This is a genomic window from Labilithrix luteola (assembly GCF_001263205.1).
Lineage (GTDB): Bacteria > Myxococcota_A > Polyangia > Polyangiales > Polyangiaceae > Labilithrix > Labilithrix luteola.
Genome location: NZ_CP012333.1, coordinates 11372007 through 11392974 on the forward strand (window position 1 = coordinate 11372007; position 20968 = coordinate 11392974).

Sequence of the window (20968 nt, forward strand, 5' to 3'; positions counted from 1 at the left end):
CCATCACCAGCCGAGCTGGTTCTTCAACACGGAAACGAGCTTCGCGCTCATCTTCTGGTGCGTGACCACGTTCGGGTGGAAGTCGCATCCGTAGCCGTCTTCACCCGTCTGCAGATCGAACTCGAGGAAGCTGACCTTTGCGTCGCCCTGCGCGTTTCGCGTGGCGACGGCGCCCTGGATGTAGCCGCGCGCGAGCGTGCGGAAGTTTCCGCCTTCCGGATAGTAGTCACTGATCATCGGCGACAGCGTGGCCACGATCACGGCATTCGGGTGCTTCGTGCGCAGCGTCCCCAGGAACGTTTCGTACGTCGTCTGGAAGATCGGGCCGGGCTCGGTGGCTTGAAAGTCGTTGGTACCGAGGTTGACGACAATCGCGTCGGGCTCTTCGCTTCCGTTCCAGACGCTCGTGGGATCGTCGGCAAGCGCGCGGCCGTAACGGTCCGGCATCTGGTCGACGGAGGCCCCACCAAAGTCTCGAACCATGCCGATCCCCGAATAGGCGATCGTCGTGTGCGAAGCGCCGAGCGCCTGCGCAGTGAGATTGCCATACGCCGAAGGTTCGCTCTCGGTATCGGCGCCGAATGCACACGTGGGCTCGGTTCCCAGCACGCCATAGCCACACGAAATCGAATCGCCCACGATCTCGATCCGCCGCCCGAGCTTCACGCGCGTGGCCACGAGCGAGCGGCCTTCCGACGAGACGAACTCGAAGAGCTGGGCGGAGCCGATGAGCGCCTCCGTCCGCTTGGTGACGACGACGTCGTGATCGCCGTCGGCCAGTCCCGAGGCGAGCGAATAGGTGTTCTGATCGGCCGTCGTCTTGAGGAGCGTGGGAGGCGCGCCGTCGATCGAGACGTCGAACTGATCGGCGCCGGTGTCGACCAGGTGGAGCGTGACGCCCGTACCGGAGAACCGCGCGCGAACGCTCGTCCCTGGCCACGAAAAACGAATGCCAGCCGGGTCGCGCGCGTCGAAACGCCCGGTGATGTGGACCGTCTCGAGGTCACTCAGCTCTCCAGGGTCGTCACCCCCGTCCGGCTGGGCGCTCCCTCCGTCGGGGCCCTTGCCTCCTCCACCACCGTCGACTGCGGGGTTCGATGGGCCCCCGCCCTCGTTCTCCGCGCTCGAACACGCCACCGCCCCGATGACGATCGCCCCCACCAGCACTGCGTACTTCACGCTGGGAATCTAGTCATGCGCGCCCGCTTTCAAGGGCGCTTCACATGACGCAACGACGCGCGTCGTGACGCTGTGACGACGCTCGCGCGCGTGCGGAGTGCCCTCGAAGCGATCCCACCGTGGCCTGACACAGGGGCAGCGCGCAGCTCGCGCTTGCACGAACCGGCACGGGGTCTGCTTCGTGTCGCTTCGAGTCCAACGCAGTCGTGGTCGACGCGCGTCGACCGCCGCGCTACATCCCCAGAGTATCGGGATGGTCGCGACGATTCCTGTCACGCTCAGCTTGCTCCGAATCCCGGACGAGACCATGGATTGTTTCGCGGGTACTTCGAGGATGATCTCGAGTCGCGAGGAAAGTCGCCAGTGATGAGCCACGAGCGATGCGGAAAAGGCGCGACGATCCTGGTCGTCGAAGACGACGCCGACATCCGGGACACGATGACACTCGTGCTCGAAGGTGAAGGCTTCAAGGTCGAGACAGCGAGCGACGGGCGTGAGGCGCTCGACGCCCTCGGCCGCGGCCTACGGCCGGCGATCATCCTGCTCGACCTGATGATGCCCGTCATGGACGGCTGGGAGCTCAACGACGAGCTGAAGCGCCAGCGCGATCTCGCGACCATTCCGGTCGTCTTCGTCTCCGCCTTGGAGCCGGGCACGCGCCGCACCGCATCGCTCGAAGGGGCGGGCTTCTTGCGCAAGCCGTTCGAGCTCAACGCTCTGCTCGACGCCGTCGATCGCGCCATGCCCGACTCAGCGACGGCCGGTACGCCGCCGGGCTAGAGCGTTCACGCTAGATCTGGACGACGTCGTTCTCGATCGGTCGGTCGAGCGCGCGCTTCGTAGCTTCGCGAGCGGCCGCGTAAGCCCGACGTCCTGCCTCGAGCTTGAACGGACCCGAGCGCGGGAGATCGTGGAGAACGAGCGTGGTCATCCCGGGCCGACGTGGCATCTCGAGCATGCCCCGCCAGGGGGACTTCGACGCGAGGTGGTGGAAGAGCACGCGTGGCTCGCGCTCCGGCATCGCGAGAAGCCCCGGGCGATCGAGAATGCCGCCGTCGAGATACGGACGCCGTCGAATCCAGACCGGATGGAACAGGAAAGGCACCGCGCACGACGCGCGGATCGCCGACGGCAGATCGCCTGCGTCGAGAACGTGGGTACTGCGCGTGAGCACGTCGAAGACCGAGAGCGCCACGGGGATGCGACACGTCTCGAACGTCCGACGCGGAAGCACGCGGTCGAGGATCCCTTCGAACAAGCGCCCGCGGAGCACGCCGGCACCGAGCCCCGGGTCCCAGAAATCTCGGCGCTCGAGCTTCAAGAGCTCGTCGGCGATCGTCGGCGCATCGAGCCCCGCCGCCCAGAGGCTGCCCACGAGAGCCCCGGCGCTCGAGCCCGAGGCACGTGTCGGAACGAGGCCCTCGTCCTCGAGGACCGTCATGAATCCGGTGTGGGCAAAGAAGCCGAAAAAGCCCGACGACATCGTGAGCGCGAACGGCCCTTCCAACAGGTATTCGCGCAACGTCATCTTGGCGCGCCTGCTGGAATTGTTGGGACTGCCAGGGCTGCGCTCATTCTTCTCGCTGGGGTGGCTTTCGGTCGACACGCGTGCGTATCCTAGCCGTCCAATGGCCAATCGCACGTTCGCAATCGGCGACATCCACGGCGATTTGCGCGCACTCGAGCGAACCCTCGCGCTTCTGCCACCGCTCGATGCGCAAGACACGATGATCCTCATGGGCGACTACGTCGACCGTGGCCCGCAGAGCGCACAGGTCATCGAGTTCGTACGCAACGAGCTCCCGAAACGCGTTCCCGGTAAGTTGGTGTGCCTGCGCGGCAACCACGAGGACGGTTGGCTTCGCGTCGCCTCGGGTGGCTGGCCCGAGTTCGTCATCCCCATCCCCAACGGCTGCCTCGCGACGCTCCGCTCGTTCCGCGGACAACCGCACAAGGAAGGCTCGCTGCCGACGCGCGAGGAGCTGGTCACCATGCAGCACGGCGAATTCCTCCCCGACGACGTCGTCGATTGGATGAACACGCTGCCTCACTTCTACGAAGACGAGCACGCCATCTACGTGCACGCCGGTCTCGTCGAGAAGGACGGCAAGTGGCTCCACCCGTCGGAGACCGAGAACCCGACCCAGCTCCTCTGGGTGCGCACGATGCGCTTCTTCCAGGGCTATCGCGGCAAGCGCGTGGTTTGCGGGCACACGGCCACCGAGAACCTTCCCCCCGAGCTTTCGAGCTTCACCCCCGAAGATCCGCTCGACATGTGGGTCGGCGAGAACGTCGTGGTCATCGACACGGGTTGCGGCAAGGGCGGGTTCCTCACCGCTCTCGAGCTGCCCGCGATGAAGGTCTACGAGTCACGCAACGCGGGTTGAGTGCTCGGCCGCGCGTCCGCGAGCACCCCCAAAAAGAGCGATGCAAAACACGAAGGCCGAAGGAGCAGCTGCTCGCTTCGGCCTTCGTACGTCACGCGTTACGCGTTGCGGATTCGAATCACTTCGGGACGGAGGGCGGCGTCTTGTCGTCCTGCACGCAACCGGAGAGATCGAAGAACATGAACTCGAGCGCCTTCTGCTGCGCGGAGAGGCCACCCGAAGCCGGGCATCCCGTCGGGAACTCCTGACCGCCGGCGCTGATGCCCATGAGGTGGAGATCGCTGTAGACCGCGCGACCGCATTGCTCCTCGACCGGCGCGTTGGTCGGGGTGTTGAACGAGAAGTACTTCACGTTGTTCTCGCCCTGGCGAATCCAGCCCTGCGCAGGTGCATTCACGCTGCTGAGCGACGACGTGACGTCTTCGAGCGTGATCTTGCCGCGGGTCTTCGAGGCCTTCACGCCGACGAGCCAGTCCGCGAGCGCCGCCCCCTTGGGGAACGCGCTGCCGTCGGCCATCGACTCGACGACGTCGTAGGTGCTGTTGGACGAGCTGGCGACCGTGTTCCAGTTGGCGACCATCTGGAAGTCGACCTGGGGGGAGTTCTTGAACCAGGTGGAGTGGAAGTGCGTCGCGAAGATACGGCCGCCCATGTTGGCGTAGTCCCACATCGCCTGGCGCGCGCCGGTGAGCTCGTGCCCGGTTTCGCCGCCCTTGTTGCCGTTGTTCTCGCCGCACTCGCACGAGAGCATGACCATGTCGTACTTTGCGAGCTGCGCCGAGTCGTTCCAGAGCTCGCCGCCGAGCGGGTTGGCCGTGTCACCGCCCGCCTTCGGCGCGCCCGGGAAGTTGCCGCCCTGGCCGTTGAAGACGTGGACGTGGCCGTCCGTGCTGTGTCCGGGTACGAACTCCTCGTCGTCGACGCCGATGCCGCGGAGGAGGCACTCGAGTGCGTCGCAACCACCGGCGGTCACCGCGATGTGCGGCATGTCACCTTCGCTGCCGTTGCGCGGGAGGCGGAAGTCACCCTTCGGGACCTTGTTCTCCTCGCACTTCTTCGGAATGTCGATCGTGAGGCGGCGGCGCCACTTGCCGATCTGGATGACGACCGGGACGTCCTTGTCGACCGGCACGTTCTCGAGAGTGAACGCGCCCTGCGTGTCCGTCAGGGCGCTGACGAGCGGATTGACGGCGACGCTCGCGCACGTCTCGCACGATACGCCTTCAGGGATCGCCGGGAGCTCGTCGTCGCCGTTCGTCCCGCCCGGGATGTAGACGAGAACGTTGTACAGTGCATTGACGCCGGCCGGGTCGTAAACTTTGCCCGTCAGCGTGGTGGTCGAACCGTCGTCACACTTCTCACGCTTGCACTCGAGCCCCACGCAAGGGGCGTCGCCCTGGACGAAGGCAGGGCCGGCCTCGACCCCCGCGTCATCCTTCGGGGCGTCGAAACCGCTTCGCCGATCCGAGGAGCTGCACGCCGCAGCCGCAGTCGCGACACCAACCGCAACGAGAACGAGAGGTGCAACTTTGGTGAGGCCAAAACGCATGAGGCAGACTCCTTGGTCCGGTTGATCGGGAGTTGAAGCGTCCTGCTACGGGTCCCACCGCCTGCGAAGCATGCGGTCGAGGAACGTGAACACCCCACCTCCGACGAGGGCCGTGAAATGACGCGAGAGTGGCATTCGCGCAAACTATTTCTGCACAGGCGCCGGCACTTTGATCGTCGTGCCTTCTTGGCCGGATTATTGGGCGTTTATGTGTCTGAAATGAGACGCGCATTTGGCGCGAATTCAGAGCTCGCCGAGGACCTCCGCAACCTGCGTCTCCTCGACGTCACGGAGGGCGGTCGCCGTTTCGTTCTGCTCGTTCCTCGGTATCTGGCACCGGCACAGCGGCTTCCTCTCGTCGTTCTTCTGCATGGCCTCGGTGAGACAACCAACGAGCGTTTGGGCGCCTATGCGTGGCTCGAAAAGTACGGCCTCGGGAGCGCATGGCAGCGACTCAAGCGACCGCCCATCGAGCGCACGAGCACGCGCGGCGAGTGGACGGATGCGCGCCTCGACGAAGTGAACGCCGAGCTGGCGAAGCGCCCGTTTCGCGGCTTCGTCATGGCTTGCCCTTTCATGCCGAATCCCTCGGGCCCTTCCGACCTCGATGCCTATGCACGTTGGATCGAACGCTCGCTGCTTCCGCGCGCACGTGCCGAGTCGAACGCGCTCGATGACGCCGCGCACACGTACCTCGCGGGTGTCTCGCTCGGTGGCTACGTCGCGCTCGAGATGCTGGTGCGCATGCCGCACGCGTTCGGTGCATGGGCCGGCGTGCAGACGGCGATCGGCACATGGGCCGCACCGGGTTACGCCGAGAAGCTCGCACAGGCGTGGCAACCGACGTCATCATCGTCATCGGCGCGCCCGATGTTGATCCTCACCAGCACGCAAGACCAGTGGCGAACGTCGAGCGAAGCCCTCGAGCGCGCGCTTCGAGCGAAGAACATTCCGAGCACGTATCGCGTAATCCCAGGGCCGCACGATCAACCATGGCTCCGCGAAGCAGGCACGATCGAGACGCTGCTCTGGCTCGATCGACTCTCCTAGCGATCGCAGTTGTCCGAAACGAAACGTGACGCGCAGGCAACATCCCACGCCTCGCAGTAGACGAGCGTCCGCTCGTGCAGACGAATCGACGCGGTCTCTTGTCGAACGCTGGTGCGTACGCACGACGAAGATCTAGCCTTCGTGGCCGATGGAGGACGCGACGATGAACGCTATGCCGATGCCGATGAACATGCCGATGATGAACGGCCCGATGAACATGCCGATGGGCCAGATGGGTCCGATGAACATGCCGATGGGCCAGATGGGTCCGATGAACCCGATGGGCGGCATGATGCCCATGATGCCCATGATGAACGGCATGGGCATGATGATGCCGATGATGAACGGCATGGGGATGATGATGCCCATGATGATGGGCGGCATGATGCCCATGATGTGCACCATGACCTGCGAGATGACGAAGGACGGCATGATGATGAAGATGATGCCGACCGACCCGTCGATGATGGCGCGCATGAAGGAGCGCTGCGACGCGATGATGGCCATGATGGCCATGGGCGCGCCGGTCATGATGATGTGCAACGGCATGCCGATGATGATGGGGATGGGGGTCAAGTAGGGGTTTCCTCTTAGGGAACCTCCGGTTCCCCTCAGAACCGTCGGTTCTGAGCCTCCCCTCCGCGGCGGCGGTCGCCCTTCGGGCGCTTCGCGCTGCGCGCGAAGAAGAACCGCCGCCTTTTCCACCTGACCCCAAGTTCGTCGAGACGGAAGGACCCGCGCGCGCCGCTCGCGGGTTCGTTTCTTTTGTGCGGCGGGTTCCATTCTGCATGGCACTTTCCGCCGAGGATCGAACGCATTCGTCGAGTGCGCTTCGCGGAACTTCGCTCGGGCGCGACGGTCCATTCGCCTGGAGGAGCACACCATGGCAGGCGGAGTCAGCGTCGACGGTGGCAGAGGCAAAAGGCGATCGGTCGATATGGAGATCAACATGGTCCCCATGATCGATCTCTTGATGGTGACGATCTCGTTTCTCCTCATCACGGCGGTCTGGGTGCAATACCCGCGCATGGAGGCGAACGCGCAGGTGCCGGGGCCGAGCAACGCCCCGCCGTGCGAAGGAGCGGAGTGCAAGCCCGACGCGAAGCTCCACATCGACACCTCGGACCCGAGCAAGTTCGTGCTCGTGTGGAAGGAAGGTCGAACCGTGGTGCGCACCGCCGAAGTGGCGCGCGAGTCGGCCAAGGCAGGCAAGGCGTCGTTCCCTACCCTTGCATCGCGCGTCGAGAGCGAATGGCGGACGGCCGGAATGCATCGCGACGCGTCCGATCGAAAGCTCGATCAGGCCGTCGTCCACGCTAGCAACGACATGCCTTACGCCGAGCTCATCGCCGTAATGGACGCCGTCGCGAAGCCCAAGCGCACGCTCACGGGCCTGCCGAAGCCAATCTCGGCGTTCGAGATCACGTTCGCGGTGGACTGACCGGCTCGTCGGCTTCGCGCGTCATCTCGAGCATCGTCGTTCGGAAGCCGAGCTTCTTGAAGAGGCGCTGGGCGGACTCGTTCTGGACGGCGGTGAGCAGGACGACACGCGGAGCCCCCTTGGCCTCGAGCCGGCGGATGGCCTCGCGCACCAGTGCTTCGCCCACGCCGTGGCCTCGCGCCACGTCGTCGACGAACACGTCATGGAGCTTTCCGCACGCATCGAGGAGCTCGTTGTAGCTGCGGGGCTCCATCCTCGCGTACGCGTAGCCCACGACGTCCGCGCCGTCCGCCGCGACGAGCAGAACCACGTCGTCGCTCTGCAGCTCGGAGGCGAAGTAGCGCGTGTAACCGGCCTCGGGATTCGCGAGATAAAGGAAGCGCTGGGGGTCGAACGCATGGTGCATGCGAACGAGCCTCCCGGCGAGCTTGCCCGCACTCTCGAGGTCGGAACGGGTCATCGGGCGCACTTCGTAAGGCGATTGCACGCCCGGCACTCTACCAGATGCCGGAAACGCCGCTCGCGAGGTAGGCTGGAGCGCCACCATGCCGGAGCTGCCCGACGTCACCGTCTACGTCGAACATGTCGCGTCTCGGACCGTCGGGCACGTGCTCGAGCGCGTGCGCTTGGCGAGCCCTTTCGTCCTCCGAACGGCCGATCCGCCCATCACGGCGGCTTACGGCCGCGAGGTCCGTGAGGTGCGCCGCGTCGGCAAACGCATCGCACTCGCCCTCGTCCCGCCGGGCTCGACGTCGAAGAAGGAAGAGCCGCTCTTCCTCGTCATCCACCTCATGGTCGCGGGCCGGTTCAAATGGAAGCCGCTCGGGACGGGCGTGCCTGGAAAGATCGGGCTCGCGGCCTTCGACTTCGCGGCGATGCCCGCCGAGGGAAAGAGCAAGGAGAAGGAGAAGGAGGGCGGAACACTCCTTCTCACCGAGGCAAGCACCAAGAAGCGGGCCAGCATCCACCTCGTACGCGGGAACGCCGGTCTCGCGGCGCTCGATCCCGGCGGTCTCGAGGTTCTCGAATCGGACGTGAGCGCGTTCGCCGAGCGCCTGCGGAGCGAGAACCACACGCTGAAGCGCGCACTCACCGATCCCCATCTCTTCAGCGGGATCGGCAATGCCTACTCCGACGAAATATTGCATCGTGCACGCATGTCACCGGTCAAGCTGACGAGCCGCATCGAAGACGCAGACGTGAAGAAGCTCTACGATTCGATCCGCACGGTCCTCGTCGAGTGGACCGACCGCTTGCGGGCCGAAGCGGGTGACTTCCCGGAGGGCGTGACGGCCTTCCGGCCCGAGATGGCCGTCCACGGCAAATACGGCAAGCCTTGCCCGCGCTGCGAAAAGCCCGTGCAGCGCATCCGCTATGCGGACAACGAGTCCAACTACTGCCCGACGTGCCAGACCGAGGGCAAGCTCCTCGCCGATCGCTCGCTCTCGCGCCTTCTCGGCTCCGATTGGCCGAAGACGCTGGACGAGCTCGAGGCCAAGAAGCAGAAGTCGAAGGTGTGAGGCGTCGCGCTCGCGCTCAGGGTGCGAGCGAGGCGGTCACGCCGGACAACGTCTTCTTGGCGTCGTCCACGAAGAAGCGGCAAAGGCCCACGCGAATGGCGCCCGGATCGACGTGCCGGCACGTCTGATCGCGGATGGTTGCTTCTTCGCAATGGCAAGGCGTTCCCGGCTCGATGCCGCCGTTTTCGCACGAAGGTGACTTGGGCTGCATGAGCGCATACCGACGACGCACGTGCGCTTTCGTGAACGGCTCGGGCACCTTGTCTTGCGCGAGGAGGCTCGCAAAGGCGAAGAGCGCCGGGCGCGAGCCCGAGTCTCCGGCGAGGACGTCGGCATCCGCGCGAGCAAGCTCCTTCTTCACGGCGTCGTCGAGCGCGGCCTGCGTGCAGACAGGCTCGTCTTGCAGCGAGGGTTCACGTCCCGTGAGCGGGCCTTGCGCGTTGCATCGAAAGAACGGACGACACGGATCTTTGCCGAGGTACGACGCCACGTGCGGACACGCCGCCTTGGCATTGGCCACCGCGAGCAGCGAGGCCTCGACCAGCGATTCGCGTCCTGCCATGTCCGCTTCCGAACCTGCCGCGGGCTCGAGTGGCGCACGGCCGAGGATCTCGCACCCAATCGCCGCCGCTTCGGCTTTGTCGGATTGCGCGAGCGCCCGATGCATCACCGCGAGAGCGCGCGGCTCGGTGAACGAGGCCGAGAGCTCCCGAAGACGCGCGGCGAGACGCGGCGCACGCTTCGGATCGCGCAGGTCGACGGTCTTGACGGCTTCGAGCAGGCCCGCGGAAGGCTGGCCGGGCTCGAGCGCTCCCAGCCCAGAGGCCGGCGATGCCGGCGAGGAAGAACGCGAAGGAGAAGCGCCGCTCGTCTCGTCCGGCGTCGGCGCCTTTCGACAGCCCGTGGCGCCCAACACGAGGACCAAGCCGATGACCAAACCGGCGACGCACGAACGAACGAAACGCACGACGAGCATGGTAGCGGCAGTCCGTCACCGTGGTTAGGCTCGAGCGTGATGCAGGGCGGAAGCGGCTCGCAGGCGTTTGCGACCAAAGCAGGCAAGGCTGGGCTCGGCTTCTTCGCCGGCGTACGCGCGGTCTTCGGCGGGGTCGGATTCGTGGTGTCCACCCCCTCCGTGTGGGGATGGGCCCTCGTTCCCGTCGTGATTGCAGCGGCACTCTTTGGCGGCGTGGGCGCGGGCGCGGTCTGGGCGGGCACAGAGCTTTCGAGCCGAATGATGACCGGCGAGCAAGGCAGCGCCTGGCTCAGCTTCGGGCTCTGGGCGCTCTGGGCTTTGCGGATCGTCTTCTGGATCGTGGGCCTCGTCGTGGCCTTCGTCATCGCCATGTCGCTCGCGCAGCCGCTGTCGGGGTTCGCGCTCGAGACCATCGCCAAGAAACAAGAGCTCGCGCTTGGAGGCCGCGGCCGAGGCTGGCCAGATCAGCCTTTCGTGTCCGGGTTCGTACGCTCGCTGCGCGTGACGCTCACGGCGCTCGCCGTCGGTCTCCCGATCCTCGCGGTGCTGGCGGCGATCACGCTGCTCTTTCCTCCAGCGAGCGTCGTGACGATTCCCCTCAAATTCGTGGTCACCGGAGTCCTCGCGGCCTACGACCTTCTCGACTACCCGTTCAGCATCCGAGGGCGCGGTGTGCGCGACCGCCTCGGCTTCATCCGAGACAACTTCGCGGCCGTGCTCGGTTTCGGCGTGACCATGGCGGCGCTCCTGCTCGTCCCGGGAATGGGGCTGTTTCTCCTACCGTTCGGCGTGGCCGGGGCCTCGCGCCTGGTCTTCGAACGAGACGCGCGACGCTGACGAACAGCTTGCCTGCGCGCGCGGATGGTGCGACTTCTGGAAGTATGAGCACACCGCTGGTCATCAACGCCAAGATCACGTTGCCCGGCAGTGACCTCGAATGGAGCGCTGTGCGCGCGTCCGGGCCGGGCGGTCAGAACGTGAACAAGGTATCCTCGAAGATCGAGCTCTCGTTCGACTTCGAATCGACCGTCGCCCTGCCTGACGCGGCGAAGACGCGCCTCCGCGCACTCGCCAAGAACAGCTTGGACGCCGAAGGTCGCGTCTTCATCACGAGCCAGAAGACACGCGACCAGGTGAAGAACCTGGCCGACGCCCGCGAGAAGCTTCGTGAGCTCGTGGCGAAGGCGCTCGTGGTTCCCAAGGTCCGCAAGCCGACGAAGCCCACCAAGGGCTCCAAGGTCCGGCGTGTCACGGCGAAGAAGAAGGTCGGCGCGAAGAAGGCCACACGTCGCGCCGTTCGCCAGGACGACTGACGAACGCGGCCGCGCCAACGACCACCGACCACCGAAATGAGCAAACGGGGCCCGTCCCGAAGGACGTGGCCCCGTCTTGCATTTGGAGTCTCGAGAAGCTCGAGCGCCGCGACCCTATTCGGCGTCGGAGACGGCGAGTGCGGGAGCCGACGCGGACGCGGGCGGGAGCATGACCGGCTCGTCGGAGGCAGCTGCCGCCGGACGCTTGCGCGGCGTGGGAGCCGGCATCGCGTTGCCTGCACGAACACTTTCGGACGGCAGGTGGAGGTCCCACACGATGCCGAACACCGAGAGCGTGCGAAGGACGTAGTAGGTGAGATCGATCTCCCACCAGAAGAAGCCCTGGCGAACCGAGCGCTGGTAGTAGTGGTGGTTGTTGTGCCACCCCTCGCCCATCGTGACGATCGCGAGGACGGGGTTGTTACGGCTGTCGTCCGTCGTGGTGTAACGACGGCTGCCCCAGTAGTGTGAAAGCGAGTTGATCGTGAAGGTGCCGTGCCAGAGGAGCGTGGTCGAGAGGAAGAACCCGTAGACCAGCGCAGGCCAGCTGCCGACCAGGTACAAGCCGATGGCGAGCGCGGTGCCCGGCACGATGTGCCACTTGTTGAGCCAGCGAAGCTCGGGGTAGCGCCAGAGGTCGGCGATGCGGTTCGGGTCGGTCTCCTCGGTGTCACGCGAGAGAATCCAGCCGACGTGCGACCACCAGAAGCCGCGGGTGCGGAACGAGTGAGGGTCGCGCTCGGTGTCCGAGTACTTGTGGTGGTCGCGGTGATGCGCCGCCCACCAGAGGGCACCCTTCTGCAGGCTCGACTGCGCGAGCACGGCGAGGATGAACTGGAACCAGCGGCTGGTGCGGTAGGTTCGGTGCGAGAAGTAGCGGTGGTAGCCGCCCGTCACGCCGAACATGCGGACGTAATAGAGCGCGATCGCAAGTCCGAACCACTTCCATGACCAGCCGACGAGCGCCACGCCAATCACGGCCGCGGCATGAACGCCGTAGAACGGGAGGCTGACGAGCCAACCGTAATCGCGCTTTTTCATGGGGTTACTCTATAGGAGAGGGTCGGTCACGGTTCAGTCAGCTTACGGACACATTCCAACGCCCGAGGTGCGTGGAAACCCGCGCAAAAACCGCGCGATCGTGCGCGCGCGGGCAGAAAAACGAGGCGTCTCCCAAGGGCAGCGCCGCGAGCCAATGGCTGGGTTAGACCCCCCCGGGTTTCGGATGAATCGTCGCGTTCTTCGCCCAACTCTCCTAAAACCCTCTTCAATCTCGTGGCCGAAGCCTCCGTCCGCTCTCTGCTGTCGAATCGGCGCTACGTCCTCTACCTCGTCTCGCGCATCTCTCTCATCGTCTCCGCGCAGATGTTGTCGGTGGCCGTCGGATGGCAGGTCTACGAGATCACGGGGAAAGCCCTCGCCCTCGGCCTTTCGGGGCTCGCGCTCTTCCTCCCTGGCTTTTTGCTCGCCCTGCCCGGCGGGCATGTTGCGGATCGCCACGATCGACAGCGAATCCTCGTCGTGTGTCATCTCGGCATGGCGACGGCGGCCGCATCGCTGGCGTTCATGGCGCACACCGGGACGAAGCGACTCGCCCCGATTTACGCCGTGCTCGCCATCCTGGGGACCATCCGCGCCTTCAGCGGACCGGCAGGGCAGGCGCTCATGCCGAACCTCGTCGAGCGCAAAGAGCTCGAACGGGCCGTCGCCCTCGGCTCCTCGTCGTGGCAGCTGGCGATGATCGCCGGACCTTCTCTCGGTGGCGCCCTCTACGCGGCCACCGGAACGGCCGGTGCCGTCTACGTGGCGTGCACGTGCATGTCGCTCGTCGCATGCGCGTCGGTCGTCGCCATCGGTAAGACGCGACCGGAGGGAGCGATGCAGGCCCGCCCGCCCGCCGACTGGTCGACGCTCCTCGCTGGGCTTCGCTACGTCTGGACGAACAAGGCCATCCTCGGTGCGATCTCGCTCGATCTGTTCGCCGTGCTCCTCGGCGGAGCCGTCGCGCTCCTGCCGATCTTCGCGAAGGCCCTCGCCGTCGGCCCGTGGGGTCTCGGCATGCTTCGAAGCGCACCGGCCGTCGGCGCGGCGACCGTCGCACTCTTGATCGCGTATTCCCCGCTCAAGCGGCGCGCGGGCGCCATCATGTTCGCGTGTGTGTTCCTCTTCGGGATCGCCACGATCGTGTTCGGCGTATCGAAGGAGTTCGGCGTGTCGCTCGCCGCGCTCATCATCCTCGGCGCGTCGGACATGTTCAGCGTGGTCGTTCGTTCCACGCTCATTCAGATTCGCACGCCCGACGAGATGCGCGGTCGCGTGGGCGCCGTGAACCTCGTCTTCATCGGGGCCTCGAACGAGCTCGGCGAATTCGAATCGGGCGTCACCGCAGCATGGCTCGGCCCCGAGCTCGCCGTCGTCCTCGGCGGCATCGGAACGTGCATCGTGGTCGTCATCTGGGCGCTGCTCTTCCCCGAGTTGCGCAACGTCGACCGACTCGACTCCTGATCAGCGCGTCTGCCGGCGCACGCCCGCGGGATCGAACGACGCCTCTTCCTCTTCGAGCTCCGCAGAGCGATCGGAGACGCGTACGTCCGGGTTCGGCACGACGCGCGCGTTGGGCGTCATGTCGACTCGCGCATAGGCCGGTTGCGGCGGCTGCTTCGACGTCACGGCGTGCCAGTTCGCGGCCAAGAAGCGGTAGAGAAGGTTGCCGTTGTCGTCGATGTCGACTGCCACGTAGTCGGGCTGCTCTTTCGCGAGCGACGTCAGGATCGCGTCACCTTCTTGAGGCGTGACCCCGAGCGACTGAGCCGCATCCATCGGCGTAAGAACGCCGCCGCGCGTGTTGGCGAGGGCAAAGAGGGCCTGCATGCGCGTGGCCTTCTCGGTTTGCACGCCGGAGTCCTGGAGGTCCTTGCCGCTCTTGAGGAGAAACCAGCCGGCAATGAGCGACACCACGGCGATGGGGATGCCGATGATGTATGGCGCGGCGCTCGCGAAGCCGACGATCGCTCCGCAAGCCGCGAGCGTTCCGAAGCCCACGACCAGCCCGCCCAGCAGAACCAACCACCCGAACACGCGGGCCACGGTCCCGCCGACCTTCGACGGCTGACCTGCCATGTTGATCGAGTTCGACGCCAGAGGCATGCGGGGCATCCCACACGCCGTGCAAAATGCGTTCACCCCTCGATAGACGATGGGCGCGTTCTGATGGCAGCGGGGGCACACGGCGTGAAGTCCTTCCAACGCGATACTACACGCCTTGTCGACCCTCGGGAGGATCCTGGGCGCCGGCGCGTACCGCAACGGCTGGCCGCGGCCGAGCCCGGCTCAACATGTGCCCGAGGCGAGATGCGTCAAGGGGAGCTGGAGCGCTCTAGAGTATCGTCTCGGAAGCCACCACTGGCACGGGTCTCGGCAGCGGACGAGGTCTACCCCAACCGCCATTGCGGCCGCCGTTACGAGCGAGGACCGTAGCCCGCTCGCGCAGCGTGGCAGCCTGCGTTCGAAACTCCGCCGCTTGAAGCCGAAGCTCGCGCGCTTGGGCTCGATTCGAGGCTGCGCGAAGCTCGAGGTCGTCGGCCACGGCGAGGATGTCGGAGCGTTCGCTCGAGGAGACCCGCTGGGCTTCGAGTCGAAGGAGGCGCGCCCGCGAAGTGAGCGTCTCGGCGTCGCGCGCACGACGTGTCGCGTCGTTCTCCCGGGCCGCCGCCAAGGAATCGAGCGTCCGCGCGCGTTCGAACAAGACACTCACGTTCTGGGACTCGTCGACGACAGGCCGGATCGGACGGACCGACGCGCCGTCGTCGATCCCGACGGGACAAGCCACCGATGCGGCAGAAATCGTCATCGAGCCAATGATCAACGCACCGACGATCCACGTTCGCATGCTGCACCTCTCCCCACGAACCGCTCGTACGTGCCTCGCGGCGAAACGATCCAACGCTCACCACATTTCTTGGAGCGGGCGATGGACCGCGAGGCTGGGCAATGCGTTGACCAGGTGGCTCCGACGGTCGTGGAAGGCTCCAAAAATTTCCACCGGTTGGAGCCGCCGTACATAGGCACACTCGGTGCTTTGCTGACGTTCCGTGCTCCTTCGCTCTCCCGCGGGTCGCCTCCTCGCCTCCTTCCAGGCACTGCTCGCCCTCGTGGCGACGGTCATTGTTCTCGCCCTCGCGCCTGGATGCAGCGCCGACGACGACGAGGAGGCCGTGTCCCTCTCGTCGGACGAGCTGGTCAACTGCGCGGGCGACAACGTCGTCTACCGAGTGGCTTCGTCGGCCAGACTCTGGGACAAGCCTTCGGGCGAAGCGCTCGCCAACAATCACTCGACCGGCACCCTCATGCAAGGCGCGCGGGTCGTGCGCACGAATCAAACCGTCGACGCGACGGTCGGCGGGATGTGGCTCTACGTCAAACCCGTCGATGCTTCGGCGACGGCGAAGGCTGGATGGGTCGAGGCACGGCTTCTCGAGCTGGTCACGCCCGCAGCGGGCACGTGCCGCGACGGACGCGACCCTTCGCAAAATCTGTCGGCCGTCGAGCGTGACAACGTCTCGCGTGACCGTCAGGGCCCCGTCTGGGTCGACGCGACGATGCAGTGCATCGTCAATCTCGGTCAGGGCGTGGTCGCCGAAGGCGCCGACCTCGTCGACGGCATGCGCGCGCTGATCAAGTCGCTCCCCGCCATCGGAAAGGCTGCCGGGAGCATGATGGTCGGCATGCTCGAGCGCCAGCGCGACACCATCCTCGCCATGCTTGGTAACGAGGCGGCGATTGCCTCCGTGCGAAATCAAGCCATCGAGGATGCTCGACGCTTGCGAGCCGCGCTCGCGAGCATTGCTCACGCGATCACGGTCATTCGCGAATACCTCGAAAAGGAATACCTCTACTTCCAGCAGCTCGACGCGCCGCACAAGACGGGATACGTCTGCAAACTCGTCGGCCGGGTCGCTTTCGAGGTTGTCCTCCAGCTCGCCACAAGCGGCACCATCGCCGCCGTGCGCGCCGGAACCGAAGCTTCGGGCCTGACCGCGTCGGTTCTCGAGAAACTGGCAGGCGCGAACAAGGCCTTCGCGCGGTTCGCCGATATCCCCGAGCGCGTCGGCGAAGCCGGCCTCGTTTACACACGCCAAGAGGCGTATGCCGAGAGCTTCGTCAGCAAGCTCGAAGCTCTCCGCGTCGCGCCCGACACGACGAGCAAGAAGCAGCTGCTGCGCTGGTTCTCCGGCGAGGGAAATCCGCTCTTCGATCTCGATCGCGTCGGCGAAGGCAACTGCGCCTACGCTGCCATCTCGACGATCTTCTCGATCGGAAGTGGTCACCCAACGTGCCCGCTCGCGTATGTCAGCGACGAGCTCACGGCAAAGCTCGGCGTCCCGTCCGACGGTTCCCTAGAAGCCATCCTCGACGAGTTGGAGAAGGTCTCGCGCGTCGAACGTCGTGCGAAACCCTATGTCGTCGACCCCGATTTCGTGCCGATGGCCGACCTCAAGGCAACGCTCGGCCAGCTCGGCGAAGGACGTCTCGCGTTGTTGGCAAGTACGTCGGAGATCGGCGGCCACGCGACGGTCGTCACGCGACTCGACGGGGTGCTCACCGTGATCAACAACCAAGGGTGGGACAACCATGCGGGGGCTTCCCTGCTCCTCGACGTCGATGCGTGGGACGCCTTGTGGCGAACGCAGCTCCAGACGGAGAACGTCGGCTACAGCGCGATCATCACGGACTTCTACCTGCCGAAGTGATCGAGCGGTTCGGCGAAGAGCCGATCGATCGGTCCGGCTACGCGCAGCGGACCCGCGACGCCGACGCGGCAGAGACGGCCATCGAGACGACGATCGCATTTTGCCTGTCTCCCCACGACTCGCGTCGAGAAGCCGGGCGGCAAAGGATCCACGCCACGCCACGAGACGAGACGAGACGAGACGAGACGAGACGAGACGCGACGCGACGCGGCGAGACGCGACGCGGCGAGACGCGGACAGCACGCCGCGCGAGAATTCCGCAAGCGAACAGCCCGGGACGCGAGCTACGCTTGTCTACGATTGGCGCTCGTCCGACCCTTTTCCAGATTCGTCGCTGCGAGCGTCGTCGCGCTGGTCGTTGGACTCGCGGGCGTGGACGGACGAGCCGATCCGCGCACGCCTATCCGATCGGCCGACGAAGGCGCGGTCGAGGCCGATCCCTCGAACCGCACGCCCGGCCCTGCCGCGGCCGGCACCACGGTCACCTTCCCGTACCAGCAGAAGCGCTTTCTCCATGCGCGCAACCCGAACGGTGCCCTCGCCTACGTTCCTCAAGGCACGCCGGCCGGCGCCACGCTGCCCATCGTCGTCTTCCTCCACGGCATGAACGCCGACGGTCAGGTCCATCCGTGGTTCGGCCCGCCCTACGGTGATCTCCGCAAGGTGGTCGAGCCGCTCTTCAGCAGCGGCAAGGTCCAGCCCTTCATTCTCGCAGCCCCCACGCACACGCGACAGGCCAATGCGGCCGCCGTCATGTGGCCGGCCTTCGACCTCGCGGACTTCGTCGACGCCACCGAGATTGCCCTCGATGGGGTGGCCCACGTCGATCGCTCGCAGCTCATCGTGGTCGCCACGAGCGGCGGTGGCTGCAATCCGACCGGCGGCATCCTCGGCGCGGGGGTTCGCGGCGCGAAGCCCAATGTGGTGGTGGCCATCGATACGTGCGTCGACGATCGCGTGATTCCCGAGTTCGCGACCCTCGCCGAGGCCACGGAGCTTCGCCTCTATTGGCAACGCGGATGGGTCCGCCCGATCTCCGAGCTCGCGCGCGCGTGCGAGCACTGCAACATCGAAGAGATCGACGGCTTCCCGAGCAAGACGAACGCCCACCTCGCCATCGTGCCCGAGGCGATGCGGCGAGCGCTCACGACGATCCTTCCGGCGACTACGGATTGACGATCTTGTGCACCACCACCGGATTCGCCGGGGTGCCGTTCACGAGCTGCTTCGCCACGTAGATCACGTTCGGGCCTTCGGGCTCGACCGCCTGCAGCGAGACGGACCGGTTGTACACGCCGTACGGGCTCGCGACGACCGCGCCGATCCGATCGGCCGGAGCGACGACGGCGACCGGCGTGCCCGCGGGGATCGTCTGATGCCCGCCGACAGCGAGGAGACCGGCGCTCGTGAGGAGCTGGGGCATGCCTCCCTGCCCGGCCGCGCCGTCGAGCGCCACGATCACGCCCCCGGCCTTGGCGAAGTCGGAGAGGCTCGTCACCCAGCTCGCGCCGATGGTGGTGAGGTTCGCCGGCGCGCCGCCCTGCTGATCGTAGACGAGAACGACGTCGTAGCTCTGGGCGAGCGTCGGGCTCGCCAGGTCGGCCGACGTGGTGGAGGGCGTGAACACGACGGTTCGACCGAACGCGGCCGACTGCACGAGCGACTTCACGCGTGCCACGGCCGCCGCATCCGCGAACTGCTCGTACGAGAGCACACGCAGCGGGTTCGATGGCGGAATGAAGACGGCGTTCGTGAGCACCTTGGCCTGCGAAGAGCCTGCCGCCCCCGAGCTGTAATCGTGACCGAGCACGACGACGTCGCCCGGCGTAGCGCCCTGGCATACGCCGTTCGCACATAGATTCGACGGACAGAACTTCCCGCACACCCCGCAGTTCAGCGGATCGGTCTGGGTGTCGACGCACGCATTCTCGCACTCGACGAGCGGCGGCGTGCACGGCGGGGCGCAGACGAAGTTGCCCGAAGGGTCGGCGAGGCAAGCCGAGTTCGGAGCGACGCACACGACGTCGCACGCTCCACACGCCGAAGAACGATTGAACGGAGGCTCACAGCCACCATCGCCGCCGTCACCGAAGCTCCCGTCACCCGCGCTGCCATCGCCGGAGGAGCCGTCCCCGAGCGCGCTGCCGTCGGACGAGCCGTCGACCGGCCCACCGCAAAGCCCGTCGAGGCAGGCGACGCCCGAGGGACACACGACGTCACACGAACCGCAGTTGGCGGGGTCGACCGCTGTGTTCACGCACTGATCTGCGCACGCCACGTAGCCCGTGACGCACGCACCACCGACGATCGAGTTCTGACCGTTGCACCCGTCGACCACGGCGACGGTCGCCGCGAGGATGACGAAGATCGCGCCCACGCGCGCACGAAGACCAGCGCCCGAACGTTTCTTCATGGGGTCTCCGCCTGACGCGTACGCGTGATCCAGAACTCGACGCGCCGGTTCGCCGCTTCGGCGCGGTTGGTTTGCACCTTGAGGCGCGAGCGCCCGAAGGCCTCCGCCTGCACACGCTCGGGCGGGACACCGAACTGCACGAGGAGCTTCTTCACGCTCTCGGCGCGCGCGCGAGAGAGCACCATGTTGTGCTCGGCCTTGCCCGTCGCGTCGGCGTGCCCTTCGATGCTGACCTCGAGGATGTCCGGCGTCGCGAGGATGAACTCGGCGAGCTTCTTGATGATGGCCCAGCTGGCGCGACGGACGCGCGGGCTGTCGAGGTCGAAGAGGATGACGTCGTCGAGGAGAATGCGATCCTTCTCGACGCGGACGCTGTCGGAGGCGGGCGGGCAGCCGTTCGTCTTGGCGTCGACCGTGCGGACGCCCGGAACGTCGGGGCAGGCATCTTCATCGTCGAAGACGCCGTCCTTGTCGCGATCCTGCCGCGGGCAGCCGTTCGTCTTCGGATCGGCGCTGCGCACGCCAGGCTTGTCCGGGCAGGCATCCTGGATGTCGGGGATGCCATCCTCGTCGCGGTCGACGGGGCAGCCGCTCGTCTTCGGGTCGTTGGTACGGACGCCGGCGACGTCGGGGCAGGCATCTTCGTCGTCGAAGACGCCATCTCCGTCACGATCGGGCGGCGGGCAGCCGTTCGTGGTCGGGTCGTTCGTGCGAGCGCCACGCACGGCCGGGCAGGCATCCTCGTCGTCGAAGACGCCATCCTGATCCAGATCGCCGCGGACGGTTCGCTGGTCGGGAACGCCGAGTCCGATGTGCAGACCGAACGTCAGGACGTGGCCGTCGTTCGGTCGGACAGCGTCATCCGATTGGAAGATTTGGATGTAGCCAGCGTAAGGGCCGACGTCCCAGCGCGACGTGCGCGATACGCGGAAATCCCAGCCGAGGGCGCTGTCGAACCCGAGCCGCGTCAGATCACCGGTCTGGACGACGCCGAGGCCCGCCGACAACCAAGGCCCCGCGGCGCGGAAAAATGGGCGGATGCGCAGCCCGAGCGTGCCGAGCGCCGCGAGACCGGTCGACTGCTGGACGAACGTCGGATCCTTGGGCGGCTTCCCTTCCGAGAGGATCAGTCCGCCGATCTTTCCTTCGACGCCCAACGTTGGCGCGAGCGGGACTTCGAGCGACAGCGAGCCCGCTCCGCCCCAGCCGAACTCACGGTCTTGCGGCTGACCGAGCGCATGGGCGGCGCCGGCGGTGGCATGCGCGCGAAGCTCATCAGCATGCGCCGAAGCGGGCACCGCCCCCAACGCGAAAACGAATGCGCGAACGAATACGGATCTCAGCGCGTTCGGTGCGCGCACGATCCGGGAGCGTGACCGCTGAGGTGCCA

Annotated in this window: 21 protein-coding genes; 10 read left to right on the forward strand and 11 right to left on the reverse strand. The window is 66.3% G+C overall.

From position 1 onward, the window contains the following. Positions 1-3: 3 nt before the first annotated feature. The gene (locus tag AKJ09_RS48955; protein WP_169928586.1) at positions 4-1179 is read right to left on the reverse strand and encodes an SGNH/GDSL hydrolase family protein; all 1176 of its coding nucleotides are present in this window, start codon (positions 1177-1179) and stop codon (positions 4-6) included. 366 nt (positions 1180-1545) lie between these two features. On the opposite strand from AKJ09_RS48955, the gene AKJ09_RS48960 reads away from it, so the two are divergent. Next, entirely contained in the window at positions 1546-1959 is a 414-nt protein-coding gene (locus AKJ09_RS48960) for a response regulator (RefSeq protein WP_146654750.1), read from the forward strand. 10 nt (positions 1960-1969) lie between these two features. Here the strand turns inward: AKJ09_RS48960 and AKJ09_RS48965 are convergent, their stop codons facing one another. Then, positions 1970-2785 (reverse strand): patatin-like phospholipase family protein, encoded by an 816-nt coding sequence (locus AKJ09_RS48965; RefSeq protein ID WP_240488888.1) that lies wholly within the window; start codon positions 2783-2785, stop codon positions 1970-1972. Between the two features lie 22 nt (positions 2786-2807). Here AKJ09_RS48965 and AKJ09_RS48970 point away from each other — a divergent pair, with 22 nt between their 5' ends. After that, entirely contained in the window at positions 2808-3566 is a 759-nt protein-coding gene (locus AKJ09_RS48970) for a metallophosphoesterase family protein (protein WP_169928588.1), read from the forward strand. 118 nt (positions 3567-3684) lie between these two features. Here AKJ09_RS48970 and AKJ09_RS48975 read toward each other — a convergent pair whose 3' ends face one another. Next, entirely contained in the window at positions 3685-5115 is a 1431-nt protein-coding gene (locus AKJ09_RS48975; RefSeq protein WP_146654753.1) for a carboxypeptidase regulatory-like domain-containing protein, read from the reverse strand. A gap of 219 nt (positions 5116-5334) precedes the next feature. On the opposite strand from AKJ09_RS48975, the gene AKJ09_RS48980 reads away from it, so the two are divergent. Then, positions 5335-6165, forward strand: coding sequence for an alpha/beta hydrolase (locus tag AKJ09_RS48980; protein ID WP_240488889.1), 831 nt, complete (start codon positions 5335-5337; stop codon positions 6163-6165). 132 nt (positions 6166-6297) lie between these two features. Here the strand turns inward: AKJ09_RS48980 and AKJ09_RS48985 are convergent, their stop codons facing one another. Beyond that, positions 6298-6741: a hypothetical protein gene (locus AKJ09_RS48985; protein ID WP_146654755.1), complete on the reverse strand. Its 444-nt coding sequence runs from the start codon at positions 6739-6741 to the stop codon at positions 6298-6300. 361 nt (positions 6742-7102) lie between these two features. Between AKJ09_RS48985 and AKJ09_RS48990 the strand changes: the two genes are divergently transcribed. Beyond that, positions 7103-7606 (forward strand): ExbD/TolR family protein, encoded by a 504-nt coding sequence (locus AKJ09_RS48990; protein ID WP_275936760.1) that lies wholly within the window; start codon positions 7103-7105, stop codon positions 7604-7606. Here the strand turns inward: AKJ09_RS48990 and AKJ09_RS48995 are convergent. Continuing rightward, positions 7587-8066 carry a GNAT family N-acetyltransferase gene (locus AKJ09_RS48995; RefSeq protein WP_205633995.1) on the reverse strand — a complete coding sequence of 160 codons (480 nt, stop codon included), beginning with the start codon at positions 8064-8066 and terminating at the stop codon, positions 7587-7589. The two genes, AKJ09_RS48990 and AKJ09_RS48995, sit on opposite strands and share 20 nt — an antisense overlap. An 85-nt stretch (positions 8067-8151) precedes the next feature. Between AKJ09_RS48995 and AKJ09_RS49000 the strand changes: the two genes are divergently transcribed. After that, positions 8152-9126, forward strand: a complete 975-nt coding sequence (locus AKJ09_RS49000; RefSeq protein WP_146654757.1) for a DNA-formamidopyrimidine glycosylase family protein — start codon at positions 8152-8154, stop codon at positions 9124-9126. A gap of 16 nt (positions 9127-9142) precedes the next feature. Here the strand turns inward: AKJ09_RS49000 and AKJ09_RS49005 are convergent, their stop codons facing one another. Beyond that, the gene (locus tag AKJ09_RS49005) at positions 9143-10093 is read right to left on the reverse strand and encodes a hypothetical protein (protein WP_169928589.1); all 951 of its coding nucleotides are present in this window, start codon (positions 10091-10093) and stop codon (positions 9143-9145) included. A 48-nt stretch (positions 10094-10141) separates the two neighbouring features. Between AKJ09_RS49005 and AKJ09_RS49010 the strand changes: the two genes are divergently transcribed. Together AKJ09_RS49010 and arfB are read left to right on the forward strand one after the other, a co-directional pair. Further along, positions 10142-10939: an EI24 domain-containing protein gene (locus tag AKJ09_RS49010; protein ID WP_169928591.1), complete on the forward strand. Its 798-nt coding sequence runs from the start codon at positions 10142-10144 to the stop codon at positions 10937-10939. A 44-nt stretch (positions 10940-10983) separates the two neighbouring features. Next, positions 10984-11415 carry an alternative ribosome rescue aminoacyl-tRNA hydrolase ArfB gene (gene arfB / locus AKJ09_RS49015; protein WP_146654760.1) on the forward strand — a complete coding sequence of 144 codons (432 nt, stop codon included), beginning with the start codon at positions 10984-10986 and terminating at the stop codon, positions 11413-11415. Positions 11416-11529: 114 nt separating this feature from the next. Here arfB and AKJ09_RS49020 read toward each other — a convergent pair whose 3' ends face one another. Further along, complete coding sequence (locus tag AKJ09_RS49020) at positions 11530-12456, reverse strand: acyl-CoA desaturase (RefSeq protein WP_146654761.1); 927 nt, start codon at positions 12454-12456, stop codon at positions 11530-11532. A gap of 234 nt (positions 12457-12690) precedes the next feature. Between AKJ09_RS49020 and AKJ09_RS49025 the strand changes: the two genes are divergently transcribed. Further along, the gene (locus AKJ09_RS49025; RefSeq protein ID WP_240488891.1) at positions 12691-13920 is read left to right on the forward strand and encodes an MFS transporter; all 1230 of its coding nucleotides are present in this window, start codon (positions 12691-12693) and stop codon (positions 13918-13920) included. On the opposite strand, the gene AKJ09_RS49030 is transcribed toward AKJ09_RS49025, so the two are convergent. Next, a complete protein-coding gene (locus AKJ09_RS49030; RefSeq protein ID WP_146654762.1) occupies positions 13921-14562 on the reverse strand; it encodes a hypothetical protein in 642 nt (213 codons plus the stop codon). 229 nt (positions 14563-14791) lie between these two features. Then, positions 14792-15304, reverse strand: coding sequence for a hypothetical protein (locus AKJ09_RS49035; RefSeq protein ID WP_146654763.1), 513 nt, complete (start codon positions 15302-15304; stop codon positions 14792-14794). A 202-nt stretch (positions 15305-15506) separates the two neighbouring features. Between AKJ09_RS49035 and AKJ09_RS49040 the strand changes: the two genes are divergently transcribed. Next, the gene (locus tag AKJ09_RS49040) at positions 15507-17165 is read left to right on the forward strand and encodes a hypothetical protein (RefSeq protein WP_146654764.1); all 1659 of its coding nucleotides are present in this window, start codon (positions 15507-15509) and stop codon (positions 17163-17165) included. A gap of 372 nt (positions 17166-17537) precedes the next feature. Beyond that, positions 17538-18341: a hypothetical protein gene (locus AKJ09_RS49045; protein WP_146654765.1), complete on the forward strand. Its 804-nt coding sequence runs from the start codon at positions 17538-17540 to the stop codon at positions 18339-18341. On the opposite strand, the gene AKJ09_RS49050 is transcribed toward AKJ09_RS49045, so the two are convergent. Continuing rightward, positions 18331-19578 carry a hypothetical protein gene (locus tag AKJ09_RS49050; protein WP_146654766.1) on the reverse strand — a complete coding sequence of 416 codons (1248 nt, stop codon included), beginning with the start codon at positions 19576-19578 and terminating at the stop codon, positions 18331-18333. The genes AKJ09_RS49045 and AKJ09_RS49050 overlap by 11 nt on opposite strands. Continuing rightward, positions 19575-20876: an OmpA family protein gene (locus AKJ09_RS49055; RefSeq protein ID WP_169928593.1), complete on the reverse strand. Its 1302-nt coding sequence runs from the start codon at positions 20874-20876 to the stop codon at positions 19575-19577. Before AKJ09_RS49055 ends, AKJ09_RS49050 begins: the two co-directional genes overlap by 4 nt. Positions 20877-20968 lie beyond the last annotated feature (92 nt).